Source organism: Marinobacter sp. (genome assembly GCF_041690455.1).
Lineage (GTDB): Bacteria > Pseudomonadota > Gammaproteobacteria > Pseudomonadales > Oleiphilaceae > Marinobacter.
In genome coordinates, this window is the sequence record NZ_JAWLHI010000043.1 from 1 (window position 1) to 20,904 (window position 20,904).

General features: G+C 56.8%; 27 protein-coding genes. 3 read left to right on the forward strand and 24 right to left on the reverse strand.

Annotated elements, in window-relative coordinates:
- Nucleotides 1-458 precede the first annotated feature (458 nt).
- Genes ACESMW_RS11780 through ACESMW_RS11820 form a run of 9 tightly spaced genes read right to left on the reverse strand, consistent with a single transcriptional unit; the run spans nucleotide 459 to nucleotide 7,348 of the window.
- Nucleotides 459-1,949 (reverse strand): complex I subunit 5 family protein, encoded by a 1,491-nt coding sequence (locus ACESMW_RS11780; RefSeq protein ID WP_372987261.1) that lies wholly within the window; start codon nucleotides 1,947-1,949, stop codon nucleotides 459-461.
- On the reverse strand, nucleotides 1,949-3,445 hold the full coding sequence (locus tag ACESMW_RS11785; protein WP_372987226.1) for a complex I subunit 5 family protein: 1,497 nt from the start codon (nucleotides 3,443-3,445) through the stop codon (nucleotides 1,949-1,951). The genes ACESMW_RS11780 and ACESMW_RS11785 overlap by 1 nt, the downstream gene beginning before the upstream one ends.
- Nucleotides 3,442-4,911, reverse strand: a complete 1,470-nt coding sequence (locus ACESMW_RS11790) for a complex I subunit 5 family protein (RefSeq protein ID WP_372987227.1) — start codon at nucleotides 4,909-4,911, stop codon at nucleotides 3,442-3,444. Before ACESMW_RS11790 ends, ACESMW_RS11785 begins: the two co-directional genes overlap by 4 nt.
- Nucleotides 4,908-5,246: an NADH-quinone oxidoreductase subunit K gene (locus tag ACESMW_RS11795; protein ID WP_372987228.1), complete on the reverse strand. Its 339-nt coding sequence runs from the start codon at nucleotides 5,244-5,246 to the stop codon at nucleotides 4,908-4,910. Before ACESMW_RS11795 ends, ACESMW_RS11790 begins: the two co-directional genes overlap by 4 nt.
- Entirely contained in the window at nucleotides 5,243-5,944 is a 702-nt protein-coding gene (locus ACESMW_RS11800) for an MnhB domain-containing protein (protein ID WP_372987229.1), read from the reverse strand. The genes ACESMW_RS11795 and ACESMW_RS11800 overlap by 4 nt, the downstream gene beginning before the upstream one ends.
- A complete protein-coding gene (locus tag ACESMW_RS11805; RefSeq protein ID WP_372987230.1) occupies nucleotides 5,941-6,219 on the reverse strand; it encodes a Na(+)/H(+) antiporter subunit B in 279 nt (92 codons plus the stop codon). Before ACESMW_RS11805 ends, ACESMW_RS11800 begins: the two co-directional genes overlap by 4 nt.
- A complete protein-coding gene (locus ACESMW_RS11810) occupies nucleotides 6,209-6,529 on the reverse strand; it encodes a cation:proton antiporter (protein ID WP_372987231.1) in 321 nt (106 codons plus the stop codon). Before ACESMW_RS11810 ends, ACESMW_RS11805 begins: the two co-directional genes overlap by 11 nt.
- Nucleotides 6,522-6,836: a monovalent cation/H+ antiporter complex subunit F gene (locus tag ACESMW_RS11815; protein ID WP_372987232.1), complete on the reverse strand. Its 315-nt coding sequence runs from the start codon at nucleotides 6,834-6,836 to the stop codon at nucleotides 6,522-6,524. The genes ACESMW_RS11810 and ACESMW_RS11815 overlap by 8 nt, the downstream gene beginning before the upstream one ends.
- Complete coding sequence (locus ACESMW_RS11820; protein ID WP_372987233.1) at nucleotides 6,833-7,348, reverse strand: Na+/H+ antiporter subunit E; 516 nt, start codon at nucleotides 7,346-7,348, stop codon at nucleotides 6,833-6,835. Before ACESMW_RS11820 ends, ACESMW_RS11815 begins: the two co-directional genes overlap by 4 nt.
- Before the next feature lie 208 nt (nucleotides 7,349-7,556).
- Here ACESMW_RS11820 and ACESMW_RS11825 point away from each other — a divergent pair, with 208 nt between their 5' ends.
- The gene (locus ACESMW_RS11825; RefSeq protein WP_372987234.1) at nucleotides 7,557-7,913 is read left to right on the forward strand and encodes a c-type cytochrome; all 357 of its coding nucleotides are present in this window, start codon (nucleotides 7,557-7,559) and stop codon (nucleotides 7,911-7,913) included.
- 88 nt (nucleotides 7,914-8,001) lie between these two features.
- Here the strand turns inward: ACESMW_RS11825 and ACESMW_RS11830 are convergent, their stop codons facing one another.
- Complete coding sequence (locus tag ACESMW_RS11830) at nucleotides 8,002-8,154, reverse strand: hypothetical protein (protein ID WP_372987235.1); 153 nt, start codon at nucleotides 8,152-8,154, stop codon at nucleotides 8,002-8,004.
- Nucleotides 8,155-8,559: 405 nt separating this feature from the next.
- Here ACESMW_RS11830 and ACESMW_RS11835 point away from each other — a divergent pair, with 405 nt between their 5' ends.
- The gene (locus ACESMW_RS11835) at nucleotides 8,560-9,342 is read left to right on the forward strand and encodes a DUF5602 domain-containing protein (RefSeq protein WP_372987236.1); all 783 of its coding nucleotides are present in this window, start codon (nucleotides 8,560-8,562) and stop codon (nucleotides 9,340-9,342) included.
- Between the two features lie 3 nt (nucleotides 9,343-9,345).
- On the opposite strand, the gene ACESMW_RS11840 is transcribed toward ACESMW_RS11835, so the two are convergent.
- The 12 genes from ACESMW_RS11840 to soxC all read right to left on the reverse strand — a co-directional run bounded on the left by ACESMW_RS11840 (nucleotide 9,346) and on the right by soxC (nucleotide 18,438).
- Nucleotides 9,346-10,284 carry an MBL fold metallo-hydrolase gene (locus ACESMW_RS11840; protein ID WP_372987237.1) on the reverse strand — a complete coding sequence of 313 codons (939 nt, stop codon included), beginning with the start codon at nucleotides 10,282-10,284 and terminating at the stop codon, nucleotides 9,346-9,348.
- A gap of 42 nt (nucleotides 10,285-10,326) precedes the next feature.
- The gene (dsbG, locus tag ACESMW_RS11845; protein ID WP_372987238.1) at nucleotides 10,327-11,088 is read right to left on the reverse strand and encodes a thiol:disulfide interchange protein DsbG; all 762 of its coding nucleotides are present in this window, start codon (nucleotides 11,086-11,088) and stop codon (nucleotides 10,327-10,329) included.
- Nucleotides 11,089-11,120: 32 nt separating this feature from the next.
- Nucleotides 11,121-11,636, reverse strand: a complete 516-nt coding sequence (locus tag ACESMW_RS11850; protein ID WP_372987239.1) for a GlcG/HbpS family heme-binding protein — start codon at nucleotides 11,634-11,636, stop codon at nucleotides 11,121-11,123.
- Between the two features lie 28 nt (nucleotides 11,637-11,664).
- A complete protein-coding gene (locus ACESMW_RS11855; protein WP_372987240.1) occupies nucleotides 11,665-12,126 on the reverse strand; it encodes a hypothetical protein in 462 nt (153 codons plus the stop codon).
- A 3-nt stretch (nucleotides 12,127-12,129) separates the two neighbouring features.
- Nucleotides 12,130-13,887, reverse strand: a complete 1,758-nt coding sequence (gene soxB / locus ACESMW_RS11860; RefSeq protein ID WP_372987241.1) for a thiosulfohydrolase SoxB — start codon at nucleotides 13,885-13,887, stop codon at nucleotides 12,130-12,132.
- A gap of 87 nt (nucleotides 13,888-13,974) precedes the next feature.
- The gene (locus ACESMW_RS11865) at nucleotides 13,975-14,280 is read right to left on the reverse strand and encodes a hypothetical protein (protein ID WP_372987242.1); all 306 of its coding nucleotides are present in this window, start codon (nucleotides 14,278-14,280) and stop codon (nucleotides 13,975-13,977) included.
- 25 nt (nucleotides 14,281-14,305) lie between these two features.
- Nucleotides 14,306-15,145: a sulfur oxidation c-type cytochrome SoxA gene (gene soxA, locus ACESMW_RS11870; protein WP_372987243.1), complete on the reverse strand. Its 840-nt coding sequence runs from the start codon at nucleotides 15,143-15,145 to the stop codon at nucleotides 14,306-14,308.
- Nucleotides 15,146-15,196: 51 nt separating this feature from the next.
- A complete protein-coding gene (soxZ, locus tag ACESMW_RS11875) occupies nucleotides 15,197-15,508 on the reverse strand; it encodes a thiosulfate oxidation carrier complex protein SoxZ (protein WP_372987244.1) in 312 nt (103 codons plus the stop codon).
- Nucleotides 15,509-15,532: 24 nt separating this feature from the next.
- Nucleotides 15,533-16,021, reverse strand: coding sequence for a thiosulfate oxidation carrier protein SoxY (gene soxY, locus ACESMW_RS11880; RefSeq protein ID WP_372987245.1), 489 nt, complete (start codon nucleotides 16,019-16,021; stop codon nucleotides 15,533-15,535).
- 19 nt (nucleotides 16,022-16,040) lie between these two features.
- Entirely contained in the window at nucleotides 16,041-16,394 is a 354-nt protein-coding gene (soxX, locus tag ACESMW_RS11885; protein WP_372987246.1) for a sulfur oxidation c-type cytochrome SoxX, read from the reverse strand.
- Nucleotides 16,395-16,445: 51 nt separating this feature from the next.
- The gene (locus ACESMW_RS11890) at nucleotides 16,446-17,123 is read right to left on the reverse strand and encodes a c-type cytochrome (protein WP_372987247.1); all 678 of its coding nucleotides are present in this window, start codon (nucleotides 17,121-17,123) and stop codon (nucleotides 16,446-16,448) included.
- The gene (gene soxC / locus ACESMW_RS11895; RefSeq protein ID WP_372987248.1) at nucleotides 17,107-18,438 is read right to left on the reverse strand and encodes a sulfite dehydrogenase; all 1,332 of its coding nucleotides are present in this window, start codon (nucleotides 18,436-18,438) and stop codon (nucleotides 17,107-17,109) included. Before soxC ends, ACESMW_RS11890 begins: the two co-directional genes overlap by 17 nt.
- Before the next feature lie 314 nt (nucleotides 18,439-18,752).
- Here soxC and ACESMW_RS11900 point away from each other — a divergent pair, with 314 nt between their 5' ends.
- Nucleotides 18,753-19,703 carry an MBL fold metallo-hydrolase gene (locus tag ACESMW_RS11900; protein ID WP_372987249.1) on the forward strand — a complete coding sequence of 317 codons (951 nt, stop codon included), beginning with the start codon at nucleotides 18,753-18,755 and terminating at the stop codon, nucleotides 19,701-19,703.
- A 25-nt stretch (nucleotides 19,704-19,728) separates the two neighbouring features.
- Here ACESMW_RS11900 and ACESMW_RS11905 read toward each other — a convergent pair whose 3' ends face one another.
- Both ACESMW_RS11905 and ACESMW_RS11910 read right to left on the reverse strand, forming a co-directional pair.
- On the reverse strand, nucleotides 19,729-20,328 hold the full coding sequence (locus ACESMW_RS11905) for an ATP-dependent zinc protease (protein ID WP_372987250.1): 600 nt from the start codon (nucleotides 20,326-20,328) through the stop codon (nucleotides 19,729-19,731).
- Nucleotides 20,328-20,900: an ACP phosphodiesterase gene (locus ACESMW_RS11910; protein WP_372987251.1), complete on the reverse strand. Its 573-nt coding sequence runs from the start codon at nucleotides 20,898-20,900 to the stop codon at nucleotides 20,328-20,330. Before ACESMW_RS11910 ends, ACESMW_RS11905 begins: the two co-directional genes overlap by 1 nt.
- Nucleotides 20,901-20,904 lie beyond the last annotated feature (4 nt).

Below are 20,904 nucleotides of genomic sequence, written 5' to 3' on the forward strand. Positions count from 1 at the left end.
CCCGGTGGTGGGATCGCTGGGCATGTTGGATTTGATGCACTTCGTTGTTTCTTCGGCTCGGAGTTTTTCCGGGGGATTGTTGTAGGAAAAGGGGTCTGATGAAATCTTTCATCTGACCCCGGAATTAGGCGACTTGTGAAAGGAGATGGGTGCGGAAGATGAAATTGGCGTTTTGATGCCAGGGTTCATCAGGGTCCGGAATAGCGACAATGCACCGAGTTCACTGCGGAGAATAATAAGGGGTCAGATGAAAGCGTTCATCAGACCCCGATCTGACCCCGGGGATTGTTGATAGGTGTGAAGAACATGGCTTGGGCTACCGTTCTTTATGGATTTTTGGAGAGGTGTGTGGTGCCCTGATTTCCTGGCTGGACTAATCCACTACTGCGCATAATGTATATTATGTTAAATACGATAAATGCTCCCCGAAACCTTTTTTAAAACGAATCCCTCCAGACTCAGCTAATACCAGTGTCATTGCGTCCCCTCACAAACCACCATGCCCCAGCGATCGCCGTTGCCAGCGCTATTGGCCAGATCAGACTCCAGGCTTCACTTGGTGTCACCGCGAACCAGGAATGTCCTGCCGTGGACCGGGCGCCCGGTAAAAACCAGAATGCCACCAGGCTGCATACTGAAGCTGCCACCCAGCCCAGCCATTTGAACCGATGGTTATTCCCTGTCTGAGCGCTTTGATGGAGGGCCCAGAGAAATCGCCAGATCAGGAGCATGGTGGCAACAGCGCCGGCGGACATTATCAGAGGTAAATATTCCGCCATGGCGAATTCATATTGCTCAGGCTTCAAGGCATTCTTCATAGCGAATTTGGCTGCTGCCCCGCTGGTAAACGGCAGGCCCGCGAGTGAAAGACCGGGCAATCCAATCAACAGCCAAACGAGCCAGCGGGACCGGCGTTCAGCCGGCAGCTCCACTGCTGTGGAAAGAAACAGGCAACCTTTGGCCAGGCCATGGTGCAAAGCATACAAGGCGATGGCAGAAAAAAGCGTTGCCGCCTGCGCGGTATTTGCCATGGCAGCGCCAACCATCAGGGTAATAAGCCCCATCTGACTGATGCTCGAGTAAGCCAGAATGGTTTTCGGACGAACCTGTTTTAGTCCCAGCACTGCGCCGCCGAGAGCCCCGATTGCACCAAGAATCACCAGCGTGTTGCCCCAGGTCGGCAACGACAGTTCGCCAAACGGCAGCGTAACGAGCCAACCAAGTAATCCTGCCTTTATCATTGCACCACTGAGCACAGCACTGGCCGGTGTCGGCGCAACGGGATGCGCCAGAGGTAGCCAGAAGTGAAGGAACGGCAGTCCCGCTTTTACCCCGAAGCCTGAGACCAGCAAAGCAATGATCAACCAGCGCTGTTCTGAACTGGCAATGGCGGCAGGCAACTGTCCCAGAAGCATACTGTCGGCTTGTTGGGCCGCCATCAGCAGACCGGTGAGCAGGGCCATCTCGCCGGCCACGGCCATGGCGAGATAGACCCGCCCTGCCCGGTTGGCTTCGTCGGTGCTCTCATGAACCACCAGTCCGTAAGCGGCAAAGGTCATCAGGGCAAAGAAGCTGTAGAAACTGGCAAGATCCACAGAGATTATCAGGCCCAGATTTCCGGTTAGCGTGAGGGCCCAGAACACGCAGAACGCGCGTAGTTTGCGTGGAGTCAGGTAGCCAACAGCGAAGATACCGGCCGTTGCCCAGAGCACGGACGTGAGCAGAAGAAAGGTTTGCCGTAGCTCATCCAGCCCCCACACTCCGCCAATGAGTAACCAGGGGAGCTCCAGCCAGTTATCGAGCTCGGCCATCAGGCCCGCCAGTATTGCCGGAATTGGCAGCAGAGGCAGGCTGTACCGGTAAATCTCTTGCCACCGGGACCTGAAGGCTAACAAAAGAGAAGCCAAAGGCAGAATCACGGTCATCAGCAGCAGTGGCGCGGTGATCATCACAAGTCCACCTCCCTTGCGACAATCAGCTCGACCCATCCCAGCGGACTGAATGACGCCGAGGCCAGCAAGCCTGCCAATATCAGCAAGGCGGCAGTAATCAGCGAAGGCCATAGCAGCCAGGCGCTGGTTTCAAAGCGGCCCCATTGGCGTTCCTCGGGCCACGCATCTTTCTTTTCGCGGAACCAGATTCTGTTCAGTACCGGCAGAAAGTACGCAGCGTTGAGCAGGCTGCTGACCACCAGCACGGCAATCACCCAGTCCATACCAGCGGCAAGGGCCCCGGTCCCCATGGTCCATTTGGTGATGAATCCCGCCAGTGGTGGTGTTCCGATCATGCCAAATGCGGCGAGGGTGAAGGCCACAGACGTAGCCGGCATTCGCCGCCCTGCTCCATCAAGTTCATCTATCCGGTGTATTCCCAGGGTTTCCGCGTAGTTGCCCGCGCAAAAGAACAGTGTGATTTTCATGACGCCCTGGTGTACCAGATGGACCAGGCCGCCGGCCACGCCCACCGGCCCGGCTAGACAAAGCCCCAGAATGATGTAAGACACCTGACTGACGGTTGAAAACGCCAGGCGCCGCTTCAAGTCGGTTTGATTCAACGCCCTTACGGAGCCATAGACAATCGTGAACGCAGCAATGGCGGCCAACCCCGATAACAAGCCCAACGCGCTTGCTGCTTCCAGACCGTAGATTTCAAAGACCACTCGAACAATGCCGAAAGCCCCCGCTTTTACCACAGCAACTGCATGCAGCAGTGCGCTAACCGGCGCCGGAGCCACCATCGCCACTGGCAGCCAGCCATGCAGCGGCACTATGGCGGCTTTTACGCCCAGACCGGCAATCAGAATCACGAAAACGATGGTCAAAGGTATCTGCAGGTCAGGCGCCATATCCTCAAAATGACCGCCCGGTCGGAATGGCAGGTCCCCGGAAAAATTGTGGAGCAAAGCGATCCCGAACAGCAGAGCCGCGCCCCCGGTGAGCGTATAGATGATGTAGGTGCGCCCGGCCCGCAGTGCCTGTGGGGTACCGCGGTGCACCACGAGCGGATAGGTGGAGAGCGTGAGCATCTCGTAGAACAGAAAGAAAGTGAACAGGTTGCCGGCCAGGGCGATACCCATGGTGCTTGCCACGCACAAACTGAAAAAACCGAAGAAACGACTTCGATTCGGAGACCCTTCCAGATAACCCACCGCGTACACCGTGGTCAGCAGCCACAGTGCCGCCGAAAGTCCCGCAAACAACATGGCAAGGGCGTCCGCGCGGAGTATGAACTCCACCCCGGGGACCATGGGAAAGGAAATCCCGTACTCGTTACCCTGAAACACACCCCAGATCATCAACCCGACCAGCAGGAGCTTCATCACTGCGGCGGTGAGGTTTACAGCGGTTCGAAGTTGGTGTTTTTGCTCAGGCAGCGTGAAAATGATGACGGCCGCAGTAAGGGATGTCATCAGCGCAAAAACCGGTAGCAACGCGCTGGCAGTCATGTGCCCTCCCCGTTGGCGAACGCCAGTGCCATCACGGAAAGTACCGGCTCGGCCATCAGGCCAAGTCCCAGGGAAAGCAGCGCCAGGATCATCGGGATGATCTCAAGGCGGCGGGCAGGATGAAAGAAATGATCGATATTGGAGTCTTCGACAAACGAGGCTCGGTACACCCGGAACACATAGGCCGCAGACAACAATCCCCCGCCCAGAAGCACCACCAGCCACCACCACTGACTAGTGGCCAGGCTTGCCTGGAGAAACATCCATTTTGCGGCGAAACCGCCCGTGGGCGGCAAGCCCATAAGCGATACCCCTGCAAGACCAAATGAAAACAGCGAAAATGGTAGAAAATGGCTGACACCGGCCAGCGCATTCACCTGATTGCTGCCCACCGACATGATCAGGTTTCCGGCGGAAAGAAACATCGCAGCCTTGGCCAGAGCGTGGCTGATCACCTGCAAGGTCATGGCCTGCTGTGCCTGCAGTGCCGCCACCTCAGTGGTATTCCAGGTGAGCGGGAACAACAGGAACAGGTACCCGATCTGCGCGACCGACGAGTACGCCACAACCTGCTTGAGCTTCGGCTGCCGCAACGCCTGCCAACCACCCCAGAACACCGCCATACCGCCCAGTAATCCGAGCAACTGAGCGAGGGCAAGTGAACCCAGGGGCGCCCCAAGCTCAAGCCAGAGCCGTGCCGCGATATAGAACGACCCTTTTACCACCAGGGCTGACAGCAGAGCGCTGACCGGTGACCTTGCGATACCGTGAGCGGGTGGCAACCAGCGGTGCATCGGGAACAGCGCTGTTTTCAGCGCCAGACCAAAGAGCATCAGTACCAGGGCGAAACCAGCGCCATCCTGGGCGCTGTCCTGACTCAATGCGAATGCAATCCCCGAGAGCGAGAGACTGCCAAACTCGCCATAGAACAGAGCGACACCCAACAAATAAGCCAGGGAACCCAGCAATGCGGCCATCAGGTAACGAAGAGCAGCCCTTAAGGCTTCCGACTGCCCGCCAAGCGCAACCAGGCCAACCGCCGACAGGCTTATCAGCTCCAGGCCCACGTACAGGTTGAACAGATCATTCCCCAGCCAGACGACATTCAGGCCGGCCCAGAGAAACCAGAACAACGGCCAGAAATACCGGTGCCACTGTTTGTCCGGGTCCAGATAGAATCCGGCGTGCAGGCCCGATGCCGCTGCCACCAGCGCGGTCAGCATGACAAACGTCACCGCCAGGCCATCCACTCGCAGTTCTATTCCCAGGGGAGCCTGCCAGCCGCCGAGTGGATATTGGAAGCCGCCCTCGCCGGCAACAACGGCCCAGAGCGCCAGGGATACCAATACCTGGATCACTATTCCCAGCCAGGTTATTGTCCTGCCCCGTCTGAACCCGGCAAGCAGAGTCAGAACTGCCCAGGCAAGCGGTGTGAACAGCAAACCGGCCATCAACCAGAGAGTCATTCGTGCCGAGCCCCCCGGGCCTGGTCCGGCGGTGTGTCCTGGGCAGGGCCCTCAAGGGAAGTCTTTCCGGAGAGGTGGTAATAGCGGCGGATCAAGACTACCGCCAGTGCGGTGGCAGCAATGGCAACCACAATGCCGGTAAGCACCAGTGCCTGCGGCACCGGATCGGGTCCGGAGCGATGCTGGGCAAGGCCGACCAGTACCAGGAAAGCCCCGGAACCCATGAGATTGAAGGCCAGCAACTTACGCAACAGGTGCGAGATGAGGATAAAACCGAACAGGCCAATGCCGCACAAAGCGGCACCTGCGAAGGCGTACAACAGGGACGGCGTCATCCGGAGCCGCCCTCTTCCGGTTCCTCTGCATCATTGACCGGTGCAGAGACAAACAGCGCCAGCAGCACCATGGCAATAGAAAGCGTCAGAACCGTCTCGATCACAACAATCAGAGTTTTGGCCAATTCAGGAGGATATGCCAGAAACTCACCCCCGTGTAGAGCACTCGCCACAGCAACCAGCAGGAACACCGCGAAGCCCAGCGAGAGTCCAAGCCGAAGCATTAATCCCGGGCGCAGAAAGTCCATTGGAATGCCTCCGAGTCGCATCAGAATCCCGCTCGCAGCCAGAACAGCCCCTGCCTGAAAAGCCCCTCCGGGGCGATCGGATCCGGCCCAGAGCAGGTATCCGGCGAGCAAAAGCATCAGAGGTATCAGCCAGCGTTGCAGTGCATAGAGCAGTTCATCCGACGTGCGAAGCTCCGGGTCTTCCAGGGAGGACGTTCTGGCCACGGAGATGCCGGCAATGCCGGCAATCACCAATACACCGATTTCCAGCAGGGTGTCGTAGCTGCGAAAGTTCAGAAGCACGGCCGTAACCGGGTTCTCGACACCACTCCGCCCAAGGTTCTCTGCCAGCCGCGCTGGCAGGTCGACCGGTGTGGCAGTTGCCGAAATCTCCCGGATAACAAAAGCGAGGCCGGCAACGAAGGCAAGACAGGCTGAAGCGACAAGCGAGGTGCGCAATACCCGGTTCATGACTGCCCTCCTCCACGATTTTTCCGCCCGGACTTCCTGTTGGAAAGATGCCGGGCGGCGTCCAGCAACAGCACCCCCGTCAGTCCGGCCCCGATGGCTGCTTCGGCAAGCGCAACATCGGGTGCATGCAGGCGTACCCAGGCCAGGGCCATCAGCAAACCGAAAGCAATAAAGAAGACAACAGCCCGGAACAGGTCACGGGACCACAGGACACTCCCGGCTGTTACCAACAGAGCGATCACGAGCACGATGTCCAGCAACCATTCAGCCATCATCTTCCTCTGTCCCGGAACCATCCGTGATACTGCCATGGACTGCTCGCGCCACAAGGTGAGCTGAGGTGGCACTTGCTGCCAATGCAACAATCCAGATCAGCAGTGTCTTGAAGCCGGCGGCGAAGGATGGTGCCAGAGGCAATAACGCCAGCACAATAAAGCCCAAGCCAAGGTTATCCGCCTTGGTCAGTGCATGAATACGCGTAAGGGTATCGGGGAAACGGAATAGACCAAGACTGCCCAATGCAAAAAATACACAGCCCGAGAGCAGCAGAACCAACTGAACCGCAATCACAAATCCTTCAAGCATGAGGCTCCTTCCTGGACTCACCATTGCCTGACTCCCCTGACGTGTCGTCCCGATCAATCCTGACCACGCGTGTGACAAAGGCTGCCACGGCCAGCACCGACAAAACGGCAAGGGTCAATGCCACATCCATCAGGGCCGGCCACGAATGGGCGTATGCAAGTACGAGTAAAAAGGCGACACCGGTGGTTCCAAATAACTGGGACGCCAGCATCCGGTCAGCTGCCTCGGGCCCCCGCCAGATCCGGATCAGGGCAAGGAGCAACGTGAGCAGGAGAAACGCAGCAACACCCAACAAGACCATTGTCATAATCTGACTCCTTCCTGCGGACCCAGGAAGATTCCGAAGGCTCGTGCGACCTGAAACTCCGCCTGCCGAACGCCAGGTTCTATATCGGCACTGGTGTCCAGGCAGTGGACCGTCAGCTGGTTACTTTCCATGTGTACGCTGAGAGCCCCCGGCATCAGCGACAGGGTGTTTGCAAGCAACCAGCGAGGGCCACCTTCCGGCAGACGAAGTGAGAGCGTTATCTCTCCGGGTTTGATGGGCAGTGAAGGTGTCAGCAAACGCCTCGCCACATCAACGCCGGCGACCACCGAGTGGCCTAGGAAGTAAACCATGAACTGCAACAGTCCCAGCGGACGAAGCCGATGGATGGAAGGGGGAAACAGGAGCACGGATAGTACCGCCGCCAATGCAATCACTATCGCCCCGAACCCCCAGGCTGAGGAGTCTCCGAGAGTTAACATCCACCAGACCCCGGCGAGAATAACTGCACGGGTAGCAAAGGTTGCAATAGGTGACGCCGGCGCCGGCTGCATCGGTACTCCTTTTACCTTGTCCGAGGTTCGGGCTCGCTAGCTCCCTGTCATAACCTCCAAAAGACTAACACAGTCAGGTTGGATGGCGGCACCGGCTGGAATAACGGGGGTTCCTGATCTAATTTTAGTCAAGAGGTCGAAGTCTTGGTCAATACCATTGGTAGTAATCTCGGGCGATTAAACCAGGATTAAACGAAAGGAAGCAGATATGAAACGGACCAACTTATCAATCACGCTGGCAGGCTGCGTTTGCCTTTCCCTTGGCTCAGTGACGGTACTGGCTGACTCCCACGGAAAAGGCACCATGAAACTGGCTGAAGAAAAACAATGCATGGCTTGCCACACCACCAGCGAAGAGGTTCCCCGCGCGCCCTCTTTCCAGAGCATGGCCCAGAAATATACCAAGGACGATGCGGATCGACTGGTTCAGGTCGTTCTTACGGGCGGCGAGGATCACTGGGGCTCCGCAGAAATGCCTGAAATGGACGCCCGTGCAGAAGTGAGTGAGAAGGAAGCAAGAAAGCTGGTGAACTGGATTCTGGATATGCGCGCAGAAAAAATGTGAAAGCCTTGGAATTGGGCAATTAAATCAGGCCGGTGGCAAATCAATTGCCCCGGCCTACTTTATTCATGCCCAACAAAAAATGCGGTAATCAGAACTTCCAGAACGGTGTCCGAAGTCTTGCTTCGACAACTTCCGGCGAAACGCCCGCATCCAGAAGCAGACGGGGGTCGGTGTTCTCTACGAGGCGTACAAATTTGCGCTTCATACGCCAACCTTTGAACCAGGTAGCAGCTGTTTTCATGGTCTCTAATCATCCTGTTGGGGTTTGGGGCAAACGAATCGTGCCTTGATAGTCGATAGGCAACTATTCTAATGCTTACCCTCTGACAAACAGATGCTTAGAAACCACTACTTCCTGCCCTGAACGTCGGCGAAGTAGCAGCTTTTACGTATGAATCAGTACCCTGCTAAGGCAGAAAAAAGCACTCACCCGCCGGCCACTTCTGGTGATATATTGATCAATCCAGCCAAATCCCATTCTGGTGGTAGTAGTCAGGACAAGCGTGCGGATGGAATGCGTTCCCCTGCTGTCAGCCCGCCTGCCACTTGTGATCTCCTCTGAATAAGCCCGAAGGGCGGTGGCTCATTGGCCATTCCGGCCGTTGACGGTGCCTGCAAGGCACTATCCTCATGGAGGAGCAACCTCATGAAATCGCTTCTTTCTTCCTGTTACCCGATCCGTTGGCTTCGGCTGATGGTCCTGTGGGGTTTTGCCGGTGTTGTGTTCGCGGCCGAACCAAATGTTTTCATCGGTGTACCCGTGGCCGTGGGTAATGGCGCAGCCTGGGTAATGGTTACAGCCAATGCCCGGAACGAGCCGGAGTCGGTATCGGTATTAATGACTAAAGACGCTCTGCAGGGGCTGCCGCCATTCGACGCCAACAAGCCTGTCTGGGAATTCGCAATCGCCATGCCGGAGGCGGGCCCGCGAACCGGCTACGACCATGTCGTCCTTGACTGGAATCCGGCCGGTCACATTCCCGAGGGGGTGTATTCGGTCCCGCATTTTGATGTGCATTTTTATCTGATCCGGAACGAGGAACGCGAGGCCATTACCTTCCATGGCGAGGGGCGTGAGCTTGCGATGGCCGCACCGGATGAACAGCTGGTTCCTGCCGGGTACGTGATCCCGCCGGATGCCGCCGTGGACAGGATGGGGATGCATGGTCTGGATCCTGCCGGTGGCGAGTTCCACGGTCAGCCATTCAGCCATAACTTCATTTATGGCTATTACAAGGGTGAGCTGATGTTTGTGGAGCCGATGGTTTCTCTCGCCTTTTTGCAGTCCCTCGCGGATTCAACCACACCGGTCAAAAAGCCGCAGAGATACAGTTATCCGGCCTGGTATCCCGCGGCCTACCGGATCGGATTTGATCCGGCGAAAGGCGAATACACCATCGCGCTCAAGGATTTGCAGAGATCTGACTGAGGATCAGAAGTACTCAAACTCCAGATCCTGGTATACCCGCCCGGCATTCTTGCCGGCCAGTTCCTCGAAAGTATCGAGGTAGGACCACTGGGACTGGTCGATGTTATAGGCGTCGTCCAGTCCACCGCCCTGCTCCAGGATTTCGGTCACGGCGTTGCGCAGGAAGACGAGGTAGCCCCGGGTTTCCTTCGTCACCACATCAATGGTGGTCGGCTCGCCGTGCCCCGGAATGACGATCTTCGGGTCCAGTTTTTCGGTCATCTTGTCGAATGACTCGATCCAGGCGCCCGTCTCGGTATCCTCAAACACAGCCAGCAGGCGTTGATGGAAACCCAGGTCACCGGTGATCACCAGCTTTTCGTCGGGTATCCACAGAGCAATGTCTCCCGGAGCGTGGCCCGGGCCGAAATAGTGCAGTTCGATGGTTAAGTCACCCATTTCCAGATCGTAGCGTTCATCAAACCCGATGTCGGGCACGGCAACGTAGGTTCCCTCACCCTTATCCTTCATCCGGCGCTGCATGGAGGCCAGTTTAACGTCACCCTGATGCTCGAATTCGGCGATGGCTTCGTTCTGCGCAATGATCGGAACGCCCTGGTCACGCCAGTAGCTGTTGCCCAGCATCGAATGGCCCTGGGCGTTTTCATTCACCACGTATTTGACGTCTTTATCGGTGATGCTGCGAATGGAGTTATGGAAGGATTTGGCCAGTAGATAGTTGTCACCACCGTTGAACACCACCACACCTTTTTCGGTGATGATAAAGCTGAGGTTGTTATTATGACCGTGGTTTTCGTAGGTGCCCGGCGCGGTTGCACCGATAGCCGAGTAGACCCGGTCGGTAACCTTGGTGAGCTCCAGTTGCTCGGGAACGCCATTGGTTGCAGCAGCGACAAACCCGGGAATGATAAATAACGCCAGTAACAGTCCTCGAAAACCCATTGTTATTCTCCTTGTACTAATAATCCGGAGCGAATAGCCACTCTATTCCGGATACCTGAAAACCGCTTCGGATAACGCCGAGTCATCAGGCAGGCCGACGATCTTGCGTATTTCTCCGTCCGGATCTTTGTAGAAAACCGATGGAGTCGCTGCCACCGACAGGGCCTCCATCAATTGATTGTTGCTCTGAACCTTTTCCCTCAGGTCTTTCGGCACATTTTCTTCGGATTCCAGCCAGTCCCTGGGGAACTGGCTGTCATGGAATTCAAGCTTCTGCACCGGGTTCTCCGCCCCAAGTACGCTGGCTGCCTTGGCCAGGCTGGAAGGCTGGATGATGCCGACCATGATGTGGCGCAACTCGATACCGCGCTCCAGATATGGCTGCGCCTTCTCCCGGAACGCGACGCAATAACCGCAGTTGGGATCGGAAAAGACATAGACGATGCGCTGGGCATCACTGGGACCCTCCGAAACCCACGAGGAATCAGCCAGGGTTTCCCAGGCTCCGGTCAGATCCGGTTTCGGGAGCCAGTTCCTGAGGTGGTTCGCACTCAGATCCTGGCCAAACCCGTCCACCATCTTGCCGATAATCACATGCTCGCCATCCGGCATGAGGTATAGCGAAACCGCGTGTCCGTTCCTCCGGCCGACAAAGCCTTTAAGGCCACCCGGCGCTTCAAAGCTGGCCTCAATCTTCAGGCCCTCATCGATCAGGACCTGAACGGCGTCCGGGTAACTGGCCGATACCGCCAACGAAGGCAGCAGAAGTATTGGGGAAACAACTTTCAGAATACTTCGTAGCATTTTGATTCCCGGCGAATTTTAAATCAAAACAATCAGAAGGACGCCATTTCCAGGTCCATTTCCACAGCCGCGACACCGGCCTGGGCACACATTTCATCGGTCTCCCCGGAAGGTGCGCCACTTACGCCGACACCGCCGACGGTTTCACCGCTCGCCTGGATAGGAACGCCCCCGGCCGAGAGCAAGACGTTATCCACCTTGCCGACAGAAAACGGGCCGGTGAAACGGTCCTCAAGCGCCGAAGTCGGGCTGGTGAAGGTCATGGCGGTGTACGCCTTGCGGTAACTGACATCGAGAGACAGATCCATGGCCAAGACATCCCTCAACACCACCTGGGGATGCCCGCCCCGGTCAACGACTGTTACCGAAACCTGAACGCCCTCCTCCCGGCATGCATCGATCGCCGTTTTGGCGATGGTGAGGGCGGTATCCATGGACAGTTTCTTGATCTCGACCATGACCGGCTGGTCGCTGCCCTGGGCGCCGGCGATACCACTGGCGGCGAGGGCTGAGACGAACATCAGGGATTTTGACAGCTTGGTCTTCATGACATGCTTCCTTTATATAGAGGGACGATCATGGGCGAACAAGCACATAGCCTTCTTCGACCACGTCCAGGATATGGGCAACTCCTACGTCGACCGGGATGCTTTCAGGATGAAGTTCGGGGCGTGTTCCCGACTCCCTTTCGATGGTGTTGATTGTGTTCATGCAGACGGTGAACCGGACGCCCTGGGCCATGAGGCTGTTGATTCTTTCCCGACGGCTGTTGTCTGCGTACATCAGACGAACACCGGGCCCAAAGGTGGTTATCTCGATATCAATCGCATCCGGGCCATAATATTCCATGAGGTTTGCGGCAACGCTCAGTACCTTGTTCTGCTTTTCAGGCTCACCATCACTGAGTTGCATGAGCAGGAATTTCTCGGCAAACGGCTTGCTCTCGCTCACCGGTTCCGCATGGAGTATGGCCGCGGCAACAAAGAGCATCAGGCCCAGCACCGCTACCTTGAATCCGGCAAAGAAATTCCTGTTCATGGCTTATCCTGCGTAGTCTTCAAGCCCCGGATTGCCCTCCACATTCTTGAGCGTCGGGGTGTTGAACTTGTCAATTTTCACGGTCTTCTCTGACCGCAGATAATCGGCCACCACATCCCAGATCGGCCGTCCCGGTGCCCTTGAGTTCACGGTGGCCCAGCCAGCAACCTTATACATCTTGTTGGCCTCGATGGGCTCGCCATTGTCGAGGCGCATATCCGAGATACGGCCGTTCATGGAGCCGGTGGGGTCACAGGTGTAATCCATGCCACCAACGCGCACCATGTCGCCGCCCTGCTGGTAGTAGGGATCCTTGTTGAACAGGTTGTCGGCTACGTCTTCCATGATGAGTTTCAGATCCGCACCGGACATCTCCCGGACGTAGGTTTCCGGATAGGTGATCGCGGTGGCGTTCATCACGTCATCCATGGTGATGTGATCACCCGGGAGCACCGTGGTCCCCCAACGGAAACCGGGCGAGAGGGAGATCTGGGCATCGAGCACCTTGCGTTGGGCATCGCAGATCACCTGATCCATGGTGCCGTTGAAATTGCCCCGCCGGTAGAGCAGCTCGTCCGCGATGGCCAGCTTCTCTCCAAGCTTGTCCATGTATGGCGCACGGACTTCCTGGATAAAGTTGACCATGTCGGGATCCGGCTTGATCAGATCGGAGAAGACCGGCAGCAGTTTGTATTCATAGCCCCGAACTCCGTTATTGCCGATATCCAGGTCCAGCATGGCAACGTACTTGCCATTGGTGCCGGCGTTGCTGACCAGCGTTTTGCCGCCCGGATTGCTGACTTCTGTCGGCTGCGGCACGGCATCGTGGGTATGGCCGCCCAGAATGGCATCGATGCCGGTAACGCGGCTGGCCATCTTCAGGTCAACGTCCATGCCGTTGTGGGAGAGCACCACGACGGCATTGACCTTCTCGTTCTCACGGATTTCGTTAACCAGCGCCTGCATCTCGTTCTCGCGAATGCCCATGCGCCAGTCAGGAATGAAATAGGACGGGTTGGCAATCGGTGTATAGGGAAAGGCCTGGCCGATGATGGCAACACGTTTACCACCGAGCTCGCGGATGGTGTATGGCTTGAAGACCCGGCCGCTGGGCTCGTCATAGGCTTCTGCGCCCATGAACATGGCTTCATCGGAGAGGAAAACATTCTGGGCCAAAAATTCGCCCTTGAAGGCACTGAGATTCTTACGGATCTGCTCTTCCGGATAGGTGAATTCCCAATGCGCGGTCAGAATATCGATGCCAAGACGGTTACTGGCTTCGACCATATCCTCGCCATTGGTCCAGTAGGCTGTGCCGGAGCCCTGCCAGAGGTCACCGCCGTCAAGCAACAGGGAGTTGCCGGCACCGGCCTGTTCCCGGAGCTGGTCAATCAGGGTTTTCAGGTGTGCAAAGCCGCCCAGCTTGCCATATTCCTGCGCGGCTTCAGTGTAATTGAGATAGGTAAAGGCATGGGATCGACGGCTATCCAGGGGAACGCCGAAATGATCCAGGAAGTGTTGTCCCACTAGGTGCGGCACCTTGCCTTTGTTGGCCCCAATCCCCAGGTTCACGTTGGGTTCGCGGAAATGTATTGGTGACAGCTGGGCGTGGATGTCGGTGAGATGAAGCAGTCGGACATTGCCGAACTTTGGTGCGTCGTACAGTCCCTCGCCACCTTTTGCCAAAGCAAGTTTCGGCGCAAGCCCGGCTACGGCTGCCGCTTGCATTGCCATCAGGAAGTCTCTGCGGGAAATTGTCACTGCACTCTCCTTTCTTTGTAGTTATTGGAGGTGACCGGCGTCCCCCGGGTCCGCGCCGGGGAAGCCGATCAGGTTCGGCGCACGGAGTCAGTTGCCTATGGCGACCTGGCGCCATACCTCCTTTTGCTGTTTACGCTGGGCGACGGACTCCTCGGCGAGCTTCAGAGCCTCATTGGCCATGGCAATGGCCTTTTCATATTCGCCATTACCGGCTGCGGATTTCGCGGCTTTCAGACGGTCGCCGGTGACGGTCCACTGAAAGGTTCCGGCATCCTGATGGGTGCTTTGGGCCTTCGAGTAAACCTCCTGAAAGTCCTCTTTCGGACCCGCCTGGGCGGCCAGCGGAACAGACAGGGCAAGCGAGATACCGATTGCGAGTAAAGGTTTTTTCATTGCGTTTCTCCCTCTGCGTTCCTGACTATGGCCGTGTTGCCGGCCCGACGACTGGCAAGCCATTACTCATGTAGGTCAGGAAATACTCGAGATTGCGGTATTCCTCACTCTGTGCCGGCAACGGATCCGCACGAACGTTGTTGTTGCATCCGGCGAAACGCCGGTGCAGCGTGCCCAGCTCACCCCATTTGGAGCGGTGTACCGGGAAGTTCGACGGCTGTCCGAGGGTTGGCGACAGGAAGTCTGCCCGGATCCATTTGCCGGGATTCTGTACATGACAGCTTGCGCAGGAGAAATTCAGTTGCCCCCGCCGGCTGTAATAGAACTCCTTGCCATCCTGGTAGGCAGCCAACGCATCGGGATCGTCCGGCACCTTGATGTTGATGGGCTTGCCCTGGGAGGTGGATGCCATGTAAGCGGAAATCGACGCGATGGCCCCTTTTTTCCATTTCAGGGGTTCCTCACCATTGGACTCGCGACATCGGTTTATGGCGAGTTCAAGCGTGATCACCTCGTTTTTTTCTGTGTCGAAGTAGGGATAGTTCTGGCGAATACCGATGCCACCATTCTCGAAACAGCTGGCGTAGGTCTTGCCATTGGCGAACGGCGTTTCGAACATCTCCTGCCCTTCGGCTACCGCAAATTCGTAGGGTGGGAAATCCTGCATGGATTCCCACTGTTTGCGGCGGTCGTCGTTCAGCGCGTACTGGCCGTTCACGAATTCCTCGAATGGCACATCCGGGAACATCTGCTTGAAGTATTCAACCGTTTCTTTCCGGTCTTCTTCAGGTGTCGCTCCCGCCAGTGCCTGGGGCACCGCGAGCGCCGCCCCTAGAGCGACCAGAATGACTTTCGCTTTAAGCATGTCCAATCCTCCTTTTCGGCGGCTCAGGAGGTTCCTGTCCGCCGACCATCTTCAGGCGATCGTTGCGGTGGTTGAATCGCTTGCGCCCTCGTTATCGATCCAGCTGATGGTGAGCTCGTCACCCTTCTTGGCTCCCTTGAATCGACACTCGAGGAATGGATCCTTGGATACCGCCGGGCCCCAGTTGGCAACAAACACGTTCTTGCCGTTGTGGGAAATGGTCAGAACCTTGATGAAGTGGGCAGGAATGACATTGCCTGCCGAATCCTTTACAAAGCCTGAGTCCATGGGGTGTCGGACCAGGGCTTTCAGCGCTGTCACACCGTTATTTTCTACTGCACGTACTCTGATACTGGACGCCATTATTGTTCTCCTGTCCTTTTACTGTTAGCCGCCGCAGCCGCCAACGGTGACTTTCACGTTCTGTGTGGCCTTGTAGGCTTTGCCGTCAGAAATGACCACCGCTACCACATCTGTCGTCTCCGCCATTTTCAGGCGATTCGACACGAACGGCAGGGTGCCCTCGGGAATATCGAAATAGGCCGCCAAAGCATTCGGGTTCTTGGCTACCAGCAACGCGATACCAGTCACGTTCGGAAGTGTGGTTTCGACGCTCACCGGCACCACGGCACCGTTCTGCGCGATCGTTGGCAGATCCATGGTGATCTGGTCGGATTCATTGGCCTCCATCCCATAGAGTTCGGCAATGGTTTCATCCACGCCGGGGGTCTTGAACGCCTTCTCCGGCCAATCAGACCCATCGGGGGCAGTCGCCGCCTCGACTCGCAGTGGCACAATGCCGGAACCCAGTGCAAAGCCGGCAACGCCGACACCCAGCATCCCCTTCAAAAAGCCTCTTCGCCTTTGGTCAGTCACGGTAACTCCTCCTCCGCATTTAAAGCGTGTACAGGTAATCGATGATCCGGTTGATTTCTTGTTTGCTAAGGATCATGTGTCGTCCGAATGGCGGCATGACCGTCATCGGGTTGAACTGGGTTTCGTCCCAGATGCGTTTGAACAGCATTTCCCGGTCGGGAAAACGGGCTTTCATGTCGGCAAGTTCAGGGCCGATGTTCCCGGTTAGTTTGCCGTCGTCCATCTTGTGGCAGGCCAGGCAGTTGCCGTCCTTCCGGCTGTATGCGAGTTCTTTGCCCCGATCGATATCAGCCTGGGTCGGTTCGGCGAACACCGGCGCTGTGGCGCTCAGTGCGAGTGTGGTCAAGCACACGGAAATTAACCCTTTTCGCATCACGCATTCCTCCTCGGCACTCTTTGGAGCTGTTGCTCCGGTTCAGCCTTCTTATTCTGTAATCCCCTCGTCGAGGGGGCCGGTTGTGCTTGGTGTCAGGTTCTTGCCCGCAGCCGAGTCGGATACGGTGACCTCCTCTTTGCAGTCCTCCATGCAACGCTCGTTGTTCACGACTGGTCGCGGGTCTTCCCAGATGAAGCCATCGTGATTGGGCATCTCCACCTGCGGGAGTGTTTCCTTGTTAGCCACGAAGTCGGCTTCCACTATGTAATTGAGGTTGAGAACATAGGCCGTTACGGCGTAAACCTGGTCATCCGTCAGGGATTGCGGCGCGAAGAACGGCATGGCCCGGTGGATGTAGTCCCAGAGCGTGGAGGCGTAGGGCCAGTAACTGCCCACGGTTTTCTCCGGGCGGTCCTCGGTGAGGCTGCCATCCCCGCCTGCAAGCTTGGGATACCGGCCCATGCCTTCACCAAAGGCGCCATGACATGAGGCACAATGGGTCTCGAAAACAGCCATGCCTTCATCGACACTGCCACTGCCCTCAGGCAGCCCCATGCCGTCCGGACGCACATCAATATCCCAGGCTGCAATCTGTTCATCGGTTGCAGATTCGCCATAGCCGTAATATCCGGTCTGCTCGGCCGCACCGAGGATAGGCATTGAGGCAAGGATCACACCACAACAGGTACTGGCGAGCAGGCGTGGAGTTTTATGAAAGCTGAACATTGACCACACTCCCGTCTCCGTTGACTTTCCAGGTCTGGATCGCGTTCTTGTGATAGATCGAATTGGTGCCCCGGGCCTGCTTGAGCTGGGCCAGCGTCGGTTGCACATATCCGGTCTCATCGATGACCCGTGATTGCAGCAGTGCAGGATTACCATCCCACTTCCACTCCAGGGAGAACCGGGTCAGGGATTTGGACATCACCGGCTCGCGTAATTGCGCCTGTTGCCAGTTCTGTCCGCCGTCAACCGAAACATCGACCGCTTTCACTTTGCCGCTACCGCTCCAGGCGAGGCCTTCGATCTGACAGACACCCTTGTTCTTTAGTGGCATTTCAGGGCATGGCGAGGTGATCACCGATTTGGCTTCCATGACCCAGGTGAAACCATGGGCGGTGCCGTCGGGCATCAGGTCGGTGTACTTGGATGTTTCCTCGCGTTGCATCCAGGGTTTGTCGCCCACTTCCAGGCGGCGCAGCCACTTCACGTGGGTGTTACCTTCCCAGCCCGGAACCACCAGGCGGATGGGGTAGCCCTGTTCCCGTCGCAATGCTTCACCGTTCTGGGCATAAGCGACGATGACATCGTCAAGAGCCTTCTCCAGCGGAATGCTCCGGGTCATGGCAGCACCATCAGCGCCCTCGGCCAGCAACCATTTGCCCTCCGGCTTGATTCCGACTTCCTGGAGCAGCGTGGAGAGCCGGACACCGGTCCACTCAGCGCAACTCACCATGCCATGCAGGAACTGGAGGGAGTTGAGCTGGGCGCCACGCCATTCCATGCCGCCATTCGCGGGACACTCGATGAAATTGATCTGGGAAACGCTGGGGAATCGCTGCAGATCTTCCATGGAGAGGATGATCGGCCGGTCCACAAGACCGTGAATCATCAGGCGGTGTTGCTGGGGATCAATGTCCGGCCGACCGGCGTGGTGGCGTTCAAAGAAAAGACCGTTTGGAGTGATGATGCCTTTCAGGTGTTGAAGCGGGGTGAAGCTTATGGAAGAAACTTTGTCTGCCGTTAGCCAGGGTACATTCCGGCGTATGACATCTTTCTCGAACGGAGATGGAACACCGTAGGGATCGGTGACCACACCTGCCCCGAGGGTACGGGTCCACGGCGGAATCTCGGGCGGAAACTGTGTCGAAGCCAGTGCCTTCGGTGCGATGCCTGCGAGAGCACCTCCAACCATGGCACCGCCTGCGGTGAACAGTCCGCTTCTGAGAAAACGTCTGCGTTCTTCTGAGGGTAAGCGTTCTGACTCTTCCAGGGCTATTTTGGACGCATCCTGGTTGAGTCGGCGGAGTTTGCCGAGCATATTGTTTTTCTCCTCCTTCGATGCCTTCTCGGGCAACCGGCCGACAATCAGTGCGGGACTGAGGTGCGGTCTTGTTGTTTCTGTTATAAGGATATAATTTATTTGTAAACCTCTAGATAGGAGGTTACAAGTGGTTTTTGAATCCGGATTCATAGGACGTTCGTCGTAAAAGTCCTGCTTCAGATGCTATTAATTTGACGTAAATCAATGCCAATACAGGCACTTACATGGCAGGCAAAATTTACAAAGGAGAGGTCGAAATGCGGGCAAAAAAAACGCAAACCAGCATCAGAAGTGCGGGATTAATCGGCGCAATGATGATCGCTTCCGGAACCATGGCCGCCGGATCTGCGCCGGGCTATGCCCCACTCTCGATTCCGTTCGAGGCTGAACCGGTGAGTGTGGACAATGTCTTTTATTTTGCCGGCCAATCCGGGGTTCCGGGGAAGCAGAATGAAGGCTTTACTGCGAATGCGGGCTTTGTCATCACCGAGGATGGTGTCGTGGTGTTCGATGCGCTCGGGACGCCAAGCCTTGGCGCCGCGATGATCGACAAAATACACGAAAAGACGGAGTTGCCTATCTCTCATGTCGTGATCAGTCACTATCATGCAGACCACGTTTATGGGCTTCAGGCTTTCAAGGATCTGACGGATGCGCAGGTTATCGCCCAGGAGACATCCAGTGTCTATATCAACAGCCCGGATGCAGGGCAACGTTTGGGGCAACGCAAACAGGCACTCTCACCCTGGGTTGATGACAACACCAGAGTTGTCGCTCCGGATGTAACCTTCGAGGACGAAACGTTGGTGGAATCGGGAAGTTACCAGTTCCGTATCGTTCATGCCGGCCCCGCCCACTCGACCGATGACAGCCTGATGATGGTGCAGCCTGCCAGCGTGCTGTTTTCCGGGGATATCATCCAGAACGGGCGCGTGCCCTACCTGGCCAGTTCCGAAGTCGACACCAAAAACTGGATGGAAGCCATCGACAAGGTTCGGGAAATGAAACCGAAGATCCTGATTCCCGGCCATGGCAAAGCTTCGGAGAATGCCATGGAAGCCCTCAACTTCACCTATGACTATCTGGCGTATGTGCGGGAGCAGATGGGCGACGCAGTTGAAAACTGGGTACAGTTCGAGGAGGCCTATGCGGCAACCGACTGGTCCCGCTACGAGGGCCTGCCGGCCTTCGACGCGTCCAACAAGGCCAACGCCTATCGCGTTTATCTTGAGATGGAGAAAGCGGCGCTTGGTGGCAGCTAGTGTCCCGTCAGGGTAATTCGCTGACCTACTGACCTACTCTCACCTGCTCCTCGGCTGCCAGTTCTTCCAGGGTGCTGTACTCGCACTCCTTGCTGGCGATGAAGCCGTCGGATGAGTCCACCAGGATGTTGTCGTCACGCATGAACCGGCGGCCAAGAAGTACGGGGTAGGAGAACTTGCCGCGATCGGTCAGCGAGAACTGGGTAGTGTGCATTGTACCTGCGATGCAGAACTCCAGATCGACCACATAGCGGCGTTGGGATGGTGCCCCCTTGCGCTTGATGAGTACCGTCCTGCGCACCGGGCGTTCCAGCACGATCACCACATCATCATGCTTGAACTCACCCTCCGTCGGCTGATCTTCGTGGTCTCCCAAAGGAATTTCAAAGCTGACCCACCGTTCTTCGTTGCGGGTGAATTCCTCGACATTCACCGCATGCAGAGACGATGTTTTCGCTCCGGTGTCAAGCCGGGCCTTGAGCCTCAGGCGAGTATCTTTCATGACCACCCACTCGACGAAACCGAGCGTCTCGGGGACTCCGTCCTCGGTACCTGTTGGTTCCTCAGCGATGACGGACGTGGCTGCCAGCGAAAACATCAGCAGAACAGTAGTCAGAATCCGCATTAAAACTCCTTCGCAATAGATTGAAGAACTGGAAAAAATTTGAGGAACCGTTCCTCAAGCTCCGCTTGATGATCATGGATTTCCTCGATCATCCCCTCAAACCGGTTGGCAAACCGGATGCGGGCGGCGACCCGGTCCAGCGCCTGCCCTATGTTCTCCAGGTCCTGGTAGGCTCCGAACCAGTCATAATCCACCATCCTCGCCGTTACGCGCGCCATGTGTGGTGGCATCAAATGGCGGTTTTCGCTCAGCTCCCGGTAGGTGCGCTCGATAAAACGGTCACAATCATGGTCACTGAACCTGTGCCAGTGTTTCAGCAGGAAATGGTCATAGAGTATGTCCAGCGCGACACCGGCGAACCGTCGGCGCTGTGACGAAAAAAGCCGTTTGGAAGCGAGAACTTCGGGATGGCGGTCAGTAAAGGTATCCACCGAAAAATGATGACGGACTCCCCGGTGGACTTCACCGGGAAGCGCCGAGAGTTCGACGCCCCGGGTGAAGTCACCAAGAATGCTGCCCACGCGGGCTTCCGGGGAATCCGGTGCGAGGAATACGTGGGCAAGATGGTTCAAATCG

Bases quoted from the DNA above. Each gene is read 5' to 3' on its own strand.
- ACESMW_RS11780 (WP_372987261.1), bottom strand. From the start codon at position 1,949: ATGATCACCGCGCCACTGCTGCTGATGACCGTGATTCTGCCTTTGGCT.
- ACESMW_RS11785 (WP_372987226.1), bottom strand. From the start codon at position 3,445: ATGACTGCCAGCGCGTTGCTACCGGTTTTTGCGCTGATGACATCCCTT.
- ACESMW_RS11790 (WP_372987227.1), bottom strand. From the start codon at position 4,911: ATGACTCTCTGGTTGATGGCCGGTTTGCTGTTCACACCGCTTGCCTGG.
- ACESMW_RS11795 (WP_372987228.1), bottom strand. From the start codon at position 5,246: ATGACGCCGTCCCTGTTGTACGCCTTCGCAGGTGCCGCTTTGTGCGGC.
- ACESMW_RS11800 (WP_372987229.1), bottom strand. From the start codon at position 5,944: ATGAACCGGGTATTGCGCACCTCGCTTGTCGCTTCAGCCTGTCTTGCC.
- ACESMW_RS11805 (WP_372987230.1), bottom strand. From the start codon at position 6,219: ATGATGGCTGAATGGTTGCTGGACATCGTGCTCGTGATCGCTCTGTTG.
- ACESMW_RS11810 (WP_372987231.1), bottom strand. From the start codon at position 6,529: ATGCTTGAAGGATTTGTGATTGCGGTTCAGTTGGTTCTGCTGCTCTCG.
- ACESMW_RS11815 (WP_372987232.1), bottom strand. From the start codon at position 6,836: ATGACAATGGTCTTGTTGGGTGTTGCTGCGTTTCTCCTGCTCACGTTG.
- ACESMW_RS11820 (WP_372987233.1), bottom strand. From the start codon at position 7,348: ATGCAGCCGGCGCCGGCGTCACCTATTGCAACCTTTGCTACCCGTGCA.
- ACESMW_RS11825 (WP_372987234.1), top strand. From the start codon at position 7,557: ATGAAACGGACCAACTTATCAATCACGCTGGCAGGCTGCGTTTGCCTT.
- ACESMW_RS11830 (WP_372987235.1), bottom strand. From the start codon at position 8,154: ATGAAAACAGCTGCTACCTGGTTCAAAGGTTGGCGTATGAAGCGCAAA.
- ACESMW_RS11835 (WP_372987236.1), top strand. From the start codon at position 8,560: ATGAAATCGCTTCTTTCTTCCTGTTACCCGATCCGTTGGCTTCGGCTG.
- ACESMW_RS11840 (WP_372987237.1), bottom strand. From the start codon at position 10,284: ATGGGTTTTCGAGGACTGTTACTGGCGTTATTTATCATTCCCGGGTTT.
- dsbG (WP_372987238.1), bottom strand. From the start codon at position 11,088: ATGCTACGAAGTATTCTGAAAGTTGTTTCCCCAATACTTCTGCTGCCT.
- ACESMW_RS11850 (WP_372987239.1), bottom strand. From the start codon at position 11,636: ATGAAGACCAAGCTGTCAAAATCCCTGATGTTCGTCTCAGCCCTCGCC.
- ACESMW_RS11855 (WP_372987240.1), bottom strand. From the start codon at position 12,126: ATGAACAGGAATTTCTTTGCCGGATTCAAGGTAGCGGTGCTGGGCCTG.
- ACESMW_RS11865 (WP_372987242.1), bottom strand. From the start codon at position 14,280: ATGAAAAAACCTTTACTCGCAATCGGTATCTCGCTTGCCCTGTCTGTT.
- soxA (WP_372987243.1), bottom strand. From the start codon at position 15,145: ATGCTTAAAGCGAAAGTCATTCTGGTCGCTCTAGGGGCGGCGCTCGCG.
- soxZ (WP_372987244.1), bottom strand. From the start codon at position 15,508: ATGGCGTCCAGTATCAGAGTACGTGCAGTAGAAAATAACGGTGTGACA.
- soxX (WP_372987246.1), bottom strand. From the start codon at position 16,394: ATGCGAAAAGGGTTAATTTCCGTGTGCTTGACCACACTCGCACTGAGC.
- ACESMW_RS11890 (WP_372987247.1), bottom strand. From the start codon at position 17,123: ATGTTCAGCTTTCATAAAACTCCACGCCTGCTCGCCAGTACCTGTTGT.
- soxC (WP_372987248.1), bottom strand. From the start codon at position 18,438: ATGCTCGGCAAACTCCGCCGACTCAACCAGGATGCGTCCAAAATAGCC.
- ACESMW_RS11900 (WP_372987249.1), top strand. From the start codon at position 18,753: ATGATGATCGCTTCCGGAACCATGGCCGCCGGATCTGCGCCGGGCTAT.
- ACESMW_RS11905 (WP_372987250.1), bottom strand. From the start codon at position 20,328: ATGCGGATTCTGACTACTGTTCTGCTGATGTTTTCGCTGGCAGCCACG.